Source organism: Paenibacillus sp. O199 (genome assembly GCF_001636635.1).
GTDB classification, from domain to species: Bacteria; Bacillota; Bacilli; order Paenibacillales; family Paenibacillaceae; genus Paenibacillus; species Paenibacillus marchantiae.
This window is the reverse complement of the sequence record NZ_LGRP01000001.1, coordinates 413,518-428,516: the sequence shown is the minus strand read 5'-3', so window position 1 is coordinate 428,516 and position 14,999 is coordinate 413,518. Positions and strand designations below refer to the sequence as shown.

At 33.2% G+C, this 14,999-nt stretch carries 23 protein-coding genes; 21 read left to right on the top strand and 2 right to left on the bottom strand.

Annotated elements, in window-relative coordinates:
• Positions 1 to 10 precede the first annotated feature (10 nt).
• Entirely contained in the window at positions 11 to 205 is a 195-nt protein-coding gene (locus A6049_RS02260; RefSeq protein ID WP_063563030.1) for a hypothetical protein, read from the bottom strand.
• Between the two features lie 140 nt (positions 206 to 345).
• Between A6049_RS02260 and A6049_RS02255 the strand changes: the two genes are divergently transcribed.
• From A6049_RS02255 to A6049_RS02180, 20 genes are all read left to right on the top strand, one after another.
• Positions 346 to 1,386 (top strand): tyrosine-type recombinase/integrase, encoded by a 1,041-nt coding sequence (locus tag A6049_RS02255; RefSeq protein ID WP_063563029.1) that lies wholly within the window; start codon positions 346 to 348, stop codon positions 1,384 to 1,386.
• Entirely contained in the window at positions 1,383 to 3,629 is a 2,247-nt protein-coding gene (locus A6049_RS02250) for an AAA family ATPase (protein WP_063563028.1), read from the top strand. The genes A6049_RS02255 and A6049_RS02250 overlap by 4 nt, the downstream gene beginning before the upstream one ends.
• Positions 3,630 to 5,083: 1,454 nt before the next feature.
• Entirely contained in the window at positions 5,084 to 5,332 is a 249-nt protein-coding gene (locus A6049_RS02240) for a hypothetical protein (RefSeq protein ID WP_063563026.1), read from the top strand.
• 109 nt (positions 5,333 to 5,441) lie between these two features.
• Entirely contained in the window at positions 5,442 to 6,674 is a 1,233-nt protein-coding gene (locus A6049_RS02235; RefSeq protein ID WP_063563025.1) for a hypothetical protein, read from the top strand.
• 498 nt (positions 6,675 to 7,172) lie between these two features.
• On the top strand, positions 7,173 to 7,475 hold the full coding sequence (locus tag A6049_RS02230) for a hypothetical protein (RefSeq protein ID WP_063563024.1): 303 nt from the start codon (positions 7,173 to 7,175) through the stop codon (positions 7,473 to 7,475).
• 48 nt (positions 7,476 to 7,523) lie between these two features.
• On the top strand, positions 7,524 to 7,757 hold the full coding sequence (locus tag A6049_RS02225) for a hypothetical protein (RefSeq protein ID WP_063563023.1): 234 nt from the start codon (positions 7,524 to 7,526) through the stop codon (positions 7,755 to 7,757).
• A gap of 252 nt (positions 7,758 to 8,009) precedes the next feature.
• Entirely contained in the window at positions 8,010 to 8,351 is a 342-nt protein-coding gene (locus tag A6049_RS02220) for a hypothetical protein (protein WP_063563022.1), read from the top strand.
• 175 nt (positions 8,352 to 8,526) lie between these two features.
• Positions 8,527 to 8,685: a hypothetical protein gene (locus tag A6049_RS33155; protein WP_161490534.1), complete on the top strand. Its 159-nt coding sequence runs from the start codon at positions 8,527 to 8,529 to the stop codon at positions 8,683 to 8,685.
• A gap of 111 nt (positions 8,686 to 8,796) precedes the next feature.
• Complete coding sequence (locus A6049_RS02215; protein ID WP_063563021.1) at positions 8,797 to 9,018, top strand: hypothetical protein; 222 nt, start codon at positions 8,797 to 8,799, stop codon at positions 9,016 to 9,018.
• Positions 9,019 to 9,079: 61 nt separating this feature from the next.
• Positions 9,080 to 9,370, top strand: coding sequence for a hypothetical protein (locus tag A6049_RS02210; RefSeq protein WP_145921887.1), 291 nt, complete (start codon positions 9,080 to 9,082; stop codon positions 9,368 to 9,370).
• A gap of 47 nt (positions 9,371 to 9,417) precedes the next feature.
• The gene (locus A6049_RS02205; protein WP_063563019.1) at positions 9,418 to 9,669 is read left to right on the top strand and encodes a hypothetical protein; all 252 of its coding nucleotides are present in this window, start codon (positions 9,418 to 9,420) and stop codon (positions 9,667 to 9,669) included.
• 36 nt (positions 9,670 to 9,705) lie between these two features.
• Positions 9,706 to 9,924 (top strand): hypothetical protein, encoded by a 219-nt coding sequence (locus A6049_RS02200; protein ID WP_063563018.1) that lies wholly within the window; start codon positions 9,706 to 9,708, stop codon positions 9,922 to 9,924.
• Between the two features lie 3 nt (positions 9,925 to 9,927).
• Positions 9,928 to 10,092: a hypothetical protein gene (locus A6049_RS33700; protein ID WP_205411981.1), complete on the top strand. Its 165-nt coding sequence runs from the start codon at positions 9,928 to 9,930 to the stop codon at positions 10,090 to 10,092.
• Positions 10,093 to 10,131: 39 nt separating this feature from the next.
• Complete coding sequence (locus tag A6049_RS33150; protein ID WP_161490533.1) at positions 10,132 to 10,272, top strand: hypothetical protein; 141 nt, start codon at positions 10,132 to 10,134, stop codon at positions 10,270 to 10,272.
• A 103-nt stretch (positions 10,273 to 10,375) separates the two neighbouring features.
• Positions 10,376 to 10,609, top strand: a complete 234-nt coding sequence (locus A6049_RS02195; RefSeq protein ID WP_063563017.1) for a hypothetical protein — start codon at positions 10,376 to 10,378, stop codon at positions 10,607 to 10,609.
• Between the two features lie 297 nt (positions 10,610 to 10,906).
• Positions 10,907 to 11,074, top strand: a complete 168-nt coding sequence (locus A6049_RS33145) for a hypothetical protein (protein WP_161490532.1) — start codon at positions 10,907 to 10,909, stop codon at positions 11,072 to 11,074.
• 116 nt (positions 11,075 to 11,190) lie between these two features.
• The gene (locus A6049_RS02190) at positions 11,191 to 11,379 is read left to right on the top strand and encodes a hypothetical protein (RefSeq protein WP_063563016.1); all 189 of its coding nucleotides are present in this window, start codon (positions 11,191 to 11,193) and stop codon (positions 11,377 to 11,379) included.
• Positions 11,380 to 11,904: 525 nt separating this feature from the next.
• Positions 11,905 to 12,081 carry a hypothetical protein gene (locus tag A6049_RS33140; RefSeq protein WP_161490531.1) on the top strand — a complete coding sequence of 59 codons (177 nt, stop codon included), beginning with the start codon at positions 11,905 to 11,907 and terminating at the stop codon, positions 12,079 to 12,081.
• A gap of 42 nt (positions 12,082 to 12,123) precedes the next feature.
• Positions 12,124 to 12,438 (top strand): hypothetical protein, encoded by a 315-nt coding sequence (locus A6049_RS02185; protein ID WP_063563015.1) that lies wholly within the window; start codon positions 12,124 to 12,126, stop codon positions 12,436 to 12,438.
• A 234-nt stretch (positions 12,439 to 12,672) separates the two neighbouring features.
• Entirely contained in the window at positions 12,673 to 13,398 is a 726-nt protein-coding gene (locus A6049_RS02180) for a tRNA(His) guanylyltransferase Thg1 family protein (protein ID WP_063563014.1), read from the top strand.
• A 73-nt stretch (positions 13,399 to 13,471) separates the two neighbouring features.
• Here the strand turns inward: A6049_RS02180 and A6049_RS02175 are convergent, their stop codons facing one another.
• Positions 13,472 to 13,837, bottom strand: coding sequence for a hypothetical protein (locus A6049_RS02175; protein WP_063563013.1), 366 nt, complete (start codon positions 13,835 to 13,837; stop codon positions 13,472 to 13,474).
• 229 nt (positions 13,838 to 14,066) lie between these two features.
• Here A6049_RS02175 and A6049_RS32435 point away from each other — a divergent pair, with 229 nt between their 5' ends.
• Positions 14,067 to 14,984 carry a DUF3298 and DUF4163 domain-containing protein gene (locus A6049_RS32435; protein WP_205411980.1) on the top strand — a complete coding sequence of 306 codons (918 nt, stop codon included), beginning with the start codon at positions 14,067 to 14,069 and terminating at the stop codon, positions 14,982 to 14,984.
• Positions 14,985 to 14,999 lie beyond the last annotated feature (15 nt).

Below are 14,999 nucleotides of genomic sequence, written 5' to 3'. Positions count from 1 at the left end.
ACTATATGTATTATTTGTTTGTAATACTCTTATACCAGAAATATTCATTATCCAAAACATCTATGTATTCAACACAATCATTTATTCCATCTCGCATCCAATCTGACACCATCTTCGTTTCATATGTATCTACTTCAAATCCATCATAGTATTGATCCTCCCAAGTGATAGTTGAGTGATTTCCTTTATTGTGTTTGTTTTTCAAATTGCTGCTCCTCTATGTATGTTTTATATTTGGTGTTCATCACCATGTACTCATATTAAGATTTATCGTTTAATTTGTCAATACATATATTTACTCTTTAAAATAAGTGGTGTATAATGAAATTAAGGGAGGAATGAACGATGCAACTATCAAATGTTATTGGTTTAAACAACAGATCAGTCTACAGCGATATTAGAACATATCTAAAGAAGTTTAACAGTATTCATACTCAGAAAAACTATGAACGTTCATTGAGAAATTTTTTTATGTGGTATAAAGGGAAGGATTTAGAGGTTATACAAAAAGATGATCTTAAGGTGAGAAATGCCGATGTGACTGAATATCAGACATTTTTAAAGGAACACGCAGCAGATTATTCAAACATTACAATTAATAATTACATAGCACCCATTCAAAGTTTATATGAATGGCTCGAAATAAATGAATATGAGGTTAATTCGAAATATGTGAAAATTGCATCATTACCAGATGATTCAGAACATTGTGGGGCTCTATATTTAGATGAAGCTGAGAAAATGGCTTCTATTATTAGAGAAGACAAAGTGAAAGGAATTGAGAAATCGACATTTATCCGGCTTGCTTATACAACAAGTTTTCGCAAAAGCACTTTACTCTCCATAAAGTACTCCGATATTAGACTAGACGAGAAGCGGGGCTACTATAATGTGTATGTGATAGGCAAGAAAGGAAAAAAACACACTGTTCCTATTTCAAAAGAACTCTATTATGAGCTGATGCTTATTAAAGAGCAAAAATATTACGAAAGATATAATGACGGAAAGATATTTCATTTATCTACTAAAACTATACAACTAATGATGGATGGATTGAGAATCAAGATGGAATTTTCTCCTGAGCGAAATATAAAATTTCACAGTTTGCGAAATGTTGCTGCTGGATTTGGAACACTAGAAGAAGCAAAAAAACATTTAAATCATTCAAATATAGCGACTACAGAAACTTACTATAGGCACATTAACGAAGATCTATCCAATAGCATCAGCCTTAGAATGGAAGAAAAAATTGATGATACTATATTGGAGAGATTAACGAAAGAAGAGTTGATTGAGCTAGTTCTAAGTCAAAACTATGGAACATTGACTCAAATTAAAAAAGAAGCACAGGAGAGATTATTAAATAGGGGAGAGATGGTTAATTGAGTATAATAGAACTGAAGTTAACACCGGAAAAGATGATGTTTCCAAGAAAAGAAGCAGATAATAAGAATGATTTTAGAATATATTCCTGTCACGCAAATAGTCCGAATGTACTTTTGAACTCGTATGGAAATCTTAGCATCAAAGGCGTAATGCAGCGTTTGGAATTGGGAGTTGAATACGAAGCACAAATTGAGCTTGAGAAAGTAGATGCAAAATATGGAGCAAGCTATAATGTGTTATCCATCTATCAGGAAGTTCCTGAAACAATGGAGGGACAAAAAGCATTCCTTGCTACCTTAATGACGGAGTTGCAACTTAAAGAAGTTTATAAAACATATCCTAGCGAGGATATTGTGAAATTGATTGTAGATGACAAATTCGAACACGAAAAAGTTAAACAATTTGGATCTAAGACTTACAAAAAGATAAGGGATCGAATTCTTGAAAATATCGCTTACAGAGACATATTGAGTCGCCTCGGAAAATACGGCATCACATATGATATAATCCTAAAGCTTGAGGAAAAGTTTGGCTCGAAAGAGTTAGCAATCCAGAAAATTGAGGATAACCCATATGAATTGACTCAGTTATCTGGTTTTGGATTTAAACGTGCGGACAAAATTGCACAGTTAATGGGATTTAAGAAAGAAGATCCTCATAGGATTAAATATGGCATTAGATTCACGATTGATGATAACCAGCAGCAAGGGCACACATATATACTAAAGGATGAGTTATTGCGTAATGCTTCTGAGAAACTGGAATTAATGGAGTCATTAATTGAAGATTATCTTCATGATACTGAAGGGTTAGTGTTTATTGATGACAAAGTTTCATTAACTAGAACCTACAATGCTGAAAAATACATAGCCAAACGACTGATGGAAATGTTGAGTAGCGGAGAGGAATTAAATTTTGATCACGAGAAATACATTTTAGATATTGAAGAAGAGTATAAAGAGGACATACCAAAAGGACTTACATATCAACAAAAGGATTTCTTTAGGAATATTCAAAAACATTCCGTCAACCTACTGATTGGCTATGCAGGAACCGGAAAGTCAAAACTTCAAAAGTTCCTTGTAAATCTTCTGAATAGACTAGGACTTACATATGTTTTGCTATCCCCATCGGCTAAAGCAGCAAAGGTTACCCGCACATACACAGGGGTTAACGCTCAAACGATACATAGAAGAATTGGTTTTGGAATGGACAAAGAAGAAGAAATGATGCTTGAAATCCACGAAGATTTTGTGATAATTGATGAGTCCGGTATGACAGACGTGTTTATTCTATCTTCATTACTTTCTAAGATTAAGAATCCGAATTCGAGAATATTGTTCGTTGGTGATGATTTTCAGTTGCTATCGGTACAAGCAGGAAACTTTCTATATGATGCTATTGAGAGTGGAGTAATCCCATTGACTAAACTAGATATCGTCTTCAGACAGGGCGATGGGGGAATCCTTGATGTCGCAACTAAGATCAGAGAAGGAAAACAGATTGTGTCTGATGATTTTGATGGTAAGAAGCTGTTTGGAAGTGATTTTCTGCTTCACTGTGTAGATCAGATTCAAATAGAAAAAGGATATAAGCACTACTATAACTTGCTACTGAATACGTATAAACCCGAAGATATTATGGTTTTATCCCCAACTAAAAAGGGGAAAATAGGGACGATAGAGTTGAATAAATACATACAAGAACAGGTAAATCCTTTTGATGGCAATAAGAAGCAGCACGAATATGGATACGATGGATTAATAAGAGTTGGAGATTATGTACTCAATACGGTTAATATGTACAAGATAGCAAACATGAAGGAAGAAGCTACTGATGTTGTAAATGGAGATTCAGGGAAAGTTATAGATATAAAAACAGAGGATGACAAGAAGAGTGGTAGTGATGATTTACTGGAGAGTGAGAAGAAAGGAATTATAATTCAATTTGATGATCAAATGGTTAGATTAGACATAGGCTTGGTAGCTCAATTATTATCTGCTTGGGCATTAACAATACATAAGAGTCAAGGAAGTTCTAGCGAAGCAACGTTAATTGTAGTAGACAGATCCAATAAGTTTCAGATTAGTGCTAATTTGATTTATACAGCAATAACGAGAAGTGTATCTAAGTGTATATTCTTAACTCAGGCAGAGACATTAAACTTTGCCATTAGAAAAGTAGAAAGCAAGAGAAGAAATACACATTTGTGCCAATTGTTAAAAGAGAGTAAATATAATTAATTATTCAAAATTAGTCTATTGGATGAATTTGTCCAGTAGACTTTTTGTTTTTACGATTAAAGTGCAATCGTGGATAGTGGCACTGAAGATAGAAATGTAGATGTACCAAGGGAAAACGATAGAAATGATGTTAAGGGGTATGTTGATCGTTAGTGTGTATCGCAAAAGCCTATATATATCAAGGGAAATAGGATGAAATAGGAGAGAATATGAGGCGATATTAGATGGTTACAGTAATGTAATGAATCTGAAAAGGTAGATGGGAGTAAGGGGAAAAGGACTAGTTGCGATTGAGATTGTGATTGATATTTGATGAAAATAGAGTAAATAGTTACAAAGGTATTACAAATAAATGGAAATAATATGGGAGAGAAGATACAATAAAACATGCTGTGGAAGTGGAAGTGCTAGGCCACTATTTTCCAATTATGACTCGATTTTGGATTTAAAATAGCCCCCATACCCTTACTAGATACTACACAAGATATATTGTGTGGTATATATGCCATCTATAGACATCCGTTTAACCGATCCATTGAGCTGCACAATTGTCAAGATAAATCTCAAAAAAATATTTCAAAAACTCAAATTTTCAACAAATTTCACCTTACATACAGTATACGGGGTGGGGGTATAATATAATCGCTGGGTAACAGACTTTGCATAAATCATGACTTATTATAACTAATTGATAATTGGCCACTATATATATCATCTCACAATTACTATATCCATCCTCATCTACCCATCTCTATTACTATTTATACTCATCATTCATATGCTTACCATTGTATCCACTCCACATCTCATTACCTTACTAATCTACTCACACTGTATTCATCATACCTAAGCATTCACAGTTTAAATGTAATTTTAATTTTCACCTTTTCAATCTCGAATCCTAATTTTCATTTTTAATATTCCAATTACCTATTCATCTTCCCTATATCCAATACCACTTACCAATCTTAGTATCACTTTAAGAATTAAAATATGTACAAATATAATTAAATATGTTATAATTACATTACGAGGTTGATACAGGGGGTAAATACATGATACCAGAACCACTATCCAATGACACATTGCTTGCACTTATACCTCAACTAGCATCACAAGGTAATATAGAACTATCATCACATGCTGAACTAAGACTTAATCAGCCTGATAGAAATTTTACTTTTGAAAGATTACTATTCATACTACAACATCCCAAGACAATAACGCATGAGTGGGACGAAGAAAGGAGGAAATACAAGTATAAGGTACAAGGTTACAATAGGAGACATGCAGTAGTTAGTCTTATCATAAGCAATACATATATTAAGGTAGTCACGGTGTTCTAACTGTGGCTACTGATTCACCTATTTAAATTACATAAGATTGGGGTATAATACAATATGATTACATATGGCAATAGAGTAGCCAACACATTGAATGAGGAGGTAACACATATGAGCAGCTTCAACGATGCGTACAACAATGATAAACAATACAAAGAGTCATTAATCAGCAGAGTGATAACACCAGACAAACACGAAGCATATGAGCAAGCAGTAGACTATACAATTGAAGACATGATAGGAATTATGGAAGCTTATAAACATGGATCTATTTCAGATGAGAAAGAAGCACAAGAACAGATTAGAGTATTCTTGGAAGAATATACTGTTAAACTATTTAATATCACTAAAGGGAAATGATTTTTTATTTCCCTTTTAAGTATAAAAATATTAATTAAATAAAGAATAAGATTACACTCTAGAAATAGGGTTTTACATATATGAGACTAATACATTTAAAATTGAAAGGATGAACAGTATTACAGTTAAAGTTGTTGATTCAATGATGGGCACAGGGAAGACGAGTGCAGCTATAAACCTAATGAATAATATGGATGAGAACAAATACATTTATATTACTCCATATTTAGATGAGGTTGTTCGTATTAAGCAGTCATGTGTAGCGAGAAAATTCTTTGAACCAAAGGTTTACACAAGTGAAGGTGAAGTATATTTTAAACTAGATTCGTTACATAAGCTTCTAACTGAAGGAAAGGATATTGTAACCACCCATGCGTTGTTTAAGCTGGCAACGGATGAAACTAGAGAGCTGATCTATAATGAGGGTTATACATTGGTACTAGATGAGGCATTGGAAGTAATCCAAGAGTTAAGCGTGTCACCAGATGATACTAAGATGCTATTAAAAGAATGGATGAAAGTAGCAGACAATGGTCTAATTCAATGGGACACTGCCAAAGAAGATAAGCAGGGTACTTATAACGGTAAATTTCAGTTAGTGAGGAGATATGCACTTAACAATAACTTAGTCATTCATAATGGGGTAATACTGTTATGGAACTTTCCTCCTAACATTTTTAGTTTGTTTAAAGAAACATATATCCTTACTTATCTGTTCAAATCACAATTACAGAAATATTACTTTGATATTCATGGCGTTAGTTATGAATACTGGTCTGTTGAAAGAATAGAGAATAAATATCAATTCACCAGCCAATGTCATTCATCAGAGAAGAAAATAAAAGAAGAAATCAGAAACAGGATTAATATATACGAAGGAATCTTAAATAAGATAGGCGAAGGAAACTATTCACTGTCTAAGTCATGGTATTTGAATAAGAAACATTTACATAGGCAGTTAAAGAATAATACTTTAAACTACTTCAGCAATATAATGAATTCAAAGTCTGATAAGAACATGTGGACTACCTATAAAGACTTCAAACCAAAGCTTAGTGGGAAAGGTTATACAAAGGGTTACGTATCTGTAAATGAAAGAAGCACAAACAAATATCAAAACAAAAATGTTTTAGTCTATACTGTTAACCGATTCCTCAGTCCAATATTAGAAGGATACTTCAAAAGCATGAACATAAAAGTAGACCAAGAAATGTTTGCCTTATCAGAACTTATCCAATGGATCTGGAGAAGTGCAATTAGAAATAATCAAAGAATTGATATATACATACCATCAGAAAGAATGAGAAGATTATTGGTGTCATGGCTGAATGATGAATTATAATCTATTGCTTCAAAAGCAATAAACCCTTCAAAAAACCCGCATAAACACTGGGGAAAATGGACCTAAGTCTTAAAAGAAAAGTATTAAAAAAATATATATAAAATAGTACAATATATACATAATTTTTGAGATAATAATAGGTGGCGAGATCCATTCCGTTTCACTCCATGGCTGTCGCTCACCTTCATCCACAACAAAAACCGTTGTGTATGTCATTAGTATTATTCCTTTGACTAACTCTAAAAAAGTTGGTCTATTTGTCATTAAGAATAAAAATATGTATTGTAATTTAATTATTTATCATATATAATGAATATATAAGGTAAAGGAAAACGAAACAAGGAGCTGAAACCAAATGAGTCAATCTAAATTAGCAGTACTGAAATCACAATGGGCACGTAAGCAAGCACTGAAAAGTAAAACAATCGTAGGAGCATTGATCCTTCGTTAATATAAAGAATGAAAATAACAATACTAATTAATAAGGTGGTAATTATAATGTTGGAAAAAGTTAATTTTGTCCTAGAGCTGTCTAGTCTTGAAAAAGAAATTAATGAACTAAAACTGTCCGTAATGGGCGACAATTTGATGAAACACAGAATCTCAGAGGAAGGAATATATACCATTATTTATATGGAAAACAACAATCAAATAGCCGATGAAAAATTTATCTTTTATGGTCGAAAAATGTTCGAGAAGCTTTATATAGCAAGAATGCAACATATCATGCCTATCGAAGTCGATGAACCAGATTTTTATAAAGAGTTTTTTTCAACTGGAGAAGAATTAGTTTTTGCATAGATTGAAATAAAAACATTATCACAATTAAATTCAAAAAGGAGTTTTCAAATGTCTTATATCGATATTCAGTATAAAGGATCATATGCATATAACACTGTTTTTTCAATCCATGATGTAAGAAGTTTAAAGTACAGATTAAGATATACGGAAGGAGCAATTATGTTTCATGAAAAGGAGGGAAACAAAGGACAAATTACATTTTTCAAGGATGAGAAAAAACTAATTTTGAATAGAATAAAAAAATTAGAGAAATCTTTTCAATCTGATATTAATCATAAATAAGAGTCCATGAAAGTGGCTTTCACATAGATAAATTGATAATAAGAAGGAGGAAATCACATGTTAAGAATCTATTACATACATCCAGTACATAAAACCAATCCATACTCAACGTTTAAGCAGCCACAGCAAAGAGTGCATTCACAAAATCAGACTAAGCGGTCTTCGGTAGGGTTATCCTTCAGTCAACACCTTGAACTTGTTGAATCATTAATTAAACAATAAAAATAATAATAGAAATGGATGTGTATTTGAATGAAAAAGTTTACTTTGATGTTGATGGTGTTTGTACTGAGTTTGATGGTGGCTAGTGCAGCTTTAGCTAATGGAGTTGAGCCAGCTACTAAACAGGTTAAAATGAAGATTGAGAAGGTATATTACATGAAGGGTAGCGGTTATTATGTTGCTCATACCACCAAGGATCAAGATGGACACTTCTGGGTGTTACAGGTTACTGATATCGCTACACCTAAAGAAGATAAAGCATTTAGTCAGGTGCTACGTAAACAGTACAATGGCAAACAGGTTGTGGTGACTTATGTTGAACCACTTGATGAGGACGAAGAAGTAGAGATCTGGGATGTTAAACTTAAATAGATGTTATTCATGAGATTCCTTTAAGGAGTCTCTTTTTTATAATTAAGAGTAAAGATATGTATTGACTATGATATGCAATAGGTGTATTATATAAATATAAGGAACAGGCAAGACATAGGAAACGGTGTACTGGAACAAGATGTCGAAATACTCATTTCATAAGGAGATGTTAATTATGTTGAAAAGGAAAAATCCTAAATTGTGGGCTTGTGCAAAAGAGATTTGCAGAATTAAAAATGAAGGCAAGACATTCAAAGACATGAAGGATCTAAGGTCTTTCGTTAAAGAAAATAAACATCTCTTGCCTGCTGTTGTAGATGGTTGGGCAGTTTAAGTAAATGAGTGATTTTAAATAGATTTTAATTAAGAATATTAATAAACTACTTAGATAAAGGAAAATTAAGCAGTTGAAAAACTAGAAAAGATAATCACAGAGGTGGCAAGTATGAATAATAAAGATTTTGAAAAGGGCTTTAAACAAGGAGAAATGAAAGAGGCAATCTCTGCACTAAGAAATTTATATAAAATTTATGATCAGATTTCACCTGTGCCACATAAAAAAGATCATATCAGTACTTGCATTGCCGAACTTGAGCGTTTCACAGGCAAAAATCGAAAGTATTTTAAAGATGAAGAAGATGCTTTTACAGAAGAAGATGAAATCTAATGCATAGATTGTCATATGCAACATTATGAAAGAACAATCTTATGAGGATGTGGGGGAATAAATGATGGCAACGGGAGAAAACTTTAAAAGAAATACCTATGCTAGAAATGACGCAATTAAAAGAGAGAGTGAAAAAACTTTAAAAGAAGCACTAACCATGAAAACAACTGATAAACATATCCTCGCTATCAGAAGTGAATTAGTTGACTACAAGCAGTGTGCAAAAAGTTGGGAAGCAATGGCAAATGAAAGTGAAGCAGATATTAAACTCATATTATCAATAGCAAATGTAAATACAATTCCTGAACTAATAAACATTCTACAAGACTGTAACAGGAGTATTGCTTATTAACAGGCAGATAAAATTCTTGTTTTACATAGACAATGGAGGTGAAAATCTTGAGATTTATTGGTGTAGAACTTACAGAAGAATCAATTCAAAGAACAAGAGAGTTATTTGCTGACATTGCGTTGGAATGCATCGATGAAGTTAAAAATGGAAAGGTAAGAGTAAACGATCCAGAATCATATTTTGCATGGCGTAAAGAAGAAGCAAGGGAAGCACTGTATGGTAAAACTGATCACACTTTAACTTTCTTGCAGCGCGCTTACTATGTACAGACTGGTGAAAGTGTAGCATTATTGCCTTGATTCAAAGTGATAAAATAATACATAGGAGTGATTGTATTGAAATATACATTCGAAAACTGGATTCAAACAGAACATTGGGAAGGGGCACTAATCACTTCTCCAACAGGATTAGAGTACTTAACGAATGGAGTTTCAAAATGGGAACCAAACGCAAACAGAAAATATAGAATCGTTGACAGCATTAGTAACAAAGTTGATTTTAAGAGTCGATGGAATATGTATTTACCATATGACCAAATCGAAGGAGTGAAATAGTTTATGAAAGATGAATTAGTCATTACATTGAAATCAACCAATAGCGCTTCAGATATTATAGACTTTGTAACAGCAGTAAACAAAACGAACAACTTGTCTGCACTCGTGTTACCAAGATCAGATAATAGCAATCAAATTCAAATTGAAATTTATAAGATCAATTCTTAAATGTAACTAACTAATCAATTAATAGAAGGAGTGGTCTGGATGAATGATAATCAAATGTTGACCATATTAGAGCAAGAGGGTTTCGAAGTCGTAAATGAAACTGAAGTTATTTGGAAACATGCTCATGAGATTGGCTATGTATGGGATGAAGTGGATCAGAAATGGAATAAGAACGAGTAGTGCATGATTATGCGAATTAAAAAGTATAAGAACCGTGATTGATGATAATTTAACTCATAGTACTGCATAAATATAAATTAATGATAATTGGAGAATGAAAATAATGAAGATTGATAAAATTGTTAAGCAAATCACTAAGAAACTTGATGCTGAAGGGGTGCAATACGAAGTAATTGGGGATGAACATTCATTTGCAATCTCTCCTACATGTACAATACATACAAATCACTGCACAATTGAGATCAATAATAATCAAATCACAGTTAACGAAAAGGCTGCTGATGACATTGAAGATATGATTGATTTAATTTTAGAAGTTGAGTATTACAGTGTTTAATAAATACTAATCTAAATGAAATGCTTATTTTATATCTGACTTGAGAAAAAAGATATAAGTAAATGAATTGGAATTTAGTGTAGGAGAGAGATTAACAGGGAGTAATTGTTAAAAAACAAAGTGGTTGACTTTTAAGAATGAATATAATAAAATGAATTTGTCAAGTCGTGCAAGCACGACGTGACAGGCACAAGTTAGATCTCTTCGAGGAGAATAATGCTTCCTGTCACGCAGTAACCATCATATCATATCCAGTATATGGTATCAAGACGGTTTTGCGTGAAAGGAGGTGGTAAAATGTCAGTTACTCTGGGGCAATTGTATTTTGCAGTTTATTGTACTCTTCTAATTTTAACTGCACTTGGATACATCGATGCTAGTGAACTGAAATGGCTTATTATTGGCCTGATCAATCGAGTTGAGTCGAAAAAAGATTATAAGAATGAAAATAATAATTGTACATAGTTAAAATTGTTTTTGTGAACTTACCTACTGCTAGATAAAACTAGTCTTTCATAGAAAGATGAAGTGAGGATTTGATCATGATATACTAAAGGAAAAACTTGGGGGTATTCATATTCATGGGACTGCAAAAGAGAGAAACCTTTATAATGATTATGGCGGTACTTATTATTGGTTATGTTGTTGTTTTCTTTAGAGACACAGATTCAAGCTCATATGCCGTATCTGGTGTGCTTACTACGCTTTTACAAAAGGCAACAGATCTATTCACCATAGTCATGACTAAACTACAAAAGGTACTTAATTAAGCAGCCTTCAGGGGTTGTCCTTAATTTAAGCGAAACAAGACTCTTACATACAAAAAGAGGAGACTGCATCTTAGCAGCTCCTTTTTTATTTCTTCTTGATAACTAAATATACAGAAACTATAAGCAATATTGTAGCTAAAGTTAGAACTACATACACGTATTCAATCTTAGACGTAGTTATGTATAATATGTATCCTAGTAATGCGAGACAATTTCCAATTACCCAAAACAAAGTACTCTTGCTCATAAAGCATCAGTAAACATAGTGTACTGCTCCTCCTAAAGTACTAGTTCATGCAATAGGATTATTCTAGTTCAGTATGATACTTTTATCAAGGATTTTCATTGTTAAATGAAATTAAACACATTAAGAATAAAAATATGTATTGTAATTATTATTATATAATGCTATGATTAGATCAGGAAATTAGAAACGATGTACCAGCAAAAGAAACAACGTACTGTAACGATACATAAGACTATGTGAAACAACGATTTCATCAAAATTTAAAGGAGTTGCTATTAATGGAAAATCTAAAATTTGTTTTTAACAACGGAGTAATGACTATTGAGCAATTAAATGACTGGGTAAGTGAACTCTCCAATGGTGGAATTAATGAGGTTCAATTTAATGGTACTGTGGAATTGACAGTAAGCCATTTTGATAAAGAGACTATTGGTCGGACTGATTTAATCAAGTAAAAAAAGTATTTCATATTAACACAGAAAGGAAGGTTAACCAGGATGAACAAAAAACGCGTTGAAAGTCTCATTATGCTCTGCAATCTCTATTATGAAAATATGAGAGACGGAACAGTTGACGAGACTCAAAAAAAGTATATAGCCTTGGAAGTAATCGATGCATTTAACAGTGGCGAACTTCAAAAAATGCTTCAAGACCATAAGGATAATGAACCTAATGAGTATGGATTTATGGATAACCAGGGAGATCTGAAGCTAATTAAATTTACTCCCGAACAGCTCCGCTTTGGAGAGTTAAGGGCACATATTAAATACATGCAAGAAGAAGGTTATCACTTTATGGGGATGTCCTCATGAAAGCAGGATTTGATCAAGAAAGGGTTTGATGTGATGGAGCAAGAACAATTTGTTCACGTTTATAGTCAAAGAGAGATAGATTGCTTAGAAACAGGTAAGAGAGAAATTGCTGAAATGTGTGAAGATGAGGGCGGCTACATGTGGGAACAATGTACTGGATGTGGTTGTAGTACATGGTTGTGTGAATCCAAATGAAACAGTTATTTTACATAAACTAATAAGGGGAAATTGCTAATGAAAAAAGACAATTTGGGAGATCGCATGAAAGGATACGAGGACGTGTCTAGAATCTATTTAATTAAGAGAACACCTATAATCTTACGGATTGATGGTAAAGCGTTTCAGACATACACTAAGGGATTAGAAAGACCATTCAGCAGTTACCTGGCAGATTGCTTTTGGGAAACTACAAAGTATGTTGCTAAAGAAATGATGGGAGTTAAAGTTGCTTATCATCAAAGCGATGAAGTTTCGTTTCTATTAACTAACTACCACAAGGTAACTACAGAGTCTTGGTTCGATAACAATCTACAAAAGATGGTCTCTGTTGCAGCATCCTTATTTACATATAAGTTCAATGATTTAACTCGTGGAGTAATAGATAAACCCGCACTGTTTGATTGTAGATCATTTGTATTGCCTAAAGAGGAGGTAGTTAACTACTTTATTTGGAGACAACAAGAAGCATCAAAAAACAGTGTATCTATGTTTGCTCAGTCCAACTTTCCTCATAAAGCCCTGCAAGGACTAAATGGCAGTCAACTACAAGAGAAACTGTTTCAAGAAAGAAACATTAACTGGAACGACATTCCCACATGGCAAAAACGTGGAGTTTGCATTACAAAAGAACAGTTCAGCCTAGAAACAGAAAACGGGGTAGCAACAAGGACTAGATGGGATGTAGATATGGATATCCCGATTTTTACTCAAGATCGAAGCTATATTGAGAAGTTTGTTTAGAATTCTTATGAAAGTTGAATTGCACACAAATTAAAAAAGGGCCGAAAAATATCAGCCCCTCGTAAACGAACAATCAGTTTCTAACGTATCCTTGACCCAATTCGGTGTCTTTTACTGCGAAAAGAGAAACCGCATATCTAGTTCCGTTTTTCATCCAATAATCGATATAATGTGATGACTTAGTAGAGGTGTAAATCGTGAAATCATGTACGTTGCTCCAACTTCCGTCTGCATTTTGTTCACTCAATACTGCTTGAACTTGTCCTTTTGTTACCTCAAGACCATATCTGCCATATTGACCCTTCCCTGTGACAGGAATCGTAACGTCATACAATTTACTAGGTGACACGGTAGCGTTGTTTGTCTCTGCGAAGATTGATGAAGCACCAATCAAGCTTAATATCAACACTAGACCAAGCATAAACATTTTCTTTCTCATGTAAACCTCTCCTTTTTAATGAAATATATTACATTTTTAGGATACTACAATAGACAATATATTACAATAATGAAAATTTAATTAAAAAATTTGCTGGATGAATATGAAAGTTTGATTATATACTGATATTTAAATTCATATTGTTAAATTTGGGGAATCAGCATATAATTCTTTAGACCTACTTAATGAGCCATGCCCACAACCGATGTGGATTTGTAGAGGTGAAAGAATGAAATTTAATCTTAAACGATGCTTTATCATTATTTTGTCTATTATCATGTTTTTGCCATCCCACTACGTCGACGCAGCTTCTACTGTCAGTGTTAATACAAAAGTACTAAACTATAAAGGACAAAAGTATATCCAACTTACGGGTGGTAACAAAAAAGCAACAGATAAGATCAATAAAATACTAAAAACTCACGCATTAACGGCAGTTCAATTAGACACAGAATTAAAGAAACAATCAAAACAAAATTTTTATAAAACATCTCCAAGTACAAAATTCAATAAAAATGAGAGACTATCTATAGTCTATACTGATAGCGCCTTTATGGGCGGCGTTCATGAAATATATTCAACATTTACATACAACTTCAATTTAAGTAATGGCAATGTTATTACTTTGGGGGATGTAGCAAAAAGTACAGCCCAAATAAGTAACTTAGTTGTCTCGATAAGTGCAGGTTTAAGTATACAAAAGCGTGCAGGTATAGAAATATATGATGAAAGTATAGACAACTATCCAATTGGCCCCGATTCAACGTTTTTCTTCTATGATGGTGGTATTGTTGTTCGATTTAGTCCCTACGAGGTTGCCCCATTTTCGGAGGGATTCATAGATGTGAAAGTCCCATATACTGCTCTAAACGCTACTCCCTTCACATCAAGCAATAATACGCCTCTTGTTCCTACTGTTCCAGTTACATCGGACACTATAGAAACTAAAATAGACGATGATTTCGAAGGTTACGAAGAGGGGAATTTATATGAACTTGCCAATGGACAGATCTGGAAACAAGTTGATTATAAATATTCCTACAGATATTCGTACAGACCTGATGTTATTATCTACAGGGACGGATCTAGGTACTATATGAAAGTTGATGGAATGACGGACAAAGTACAAGTTGAGAGAATTAAATAGTAGGATATAGGCACG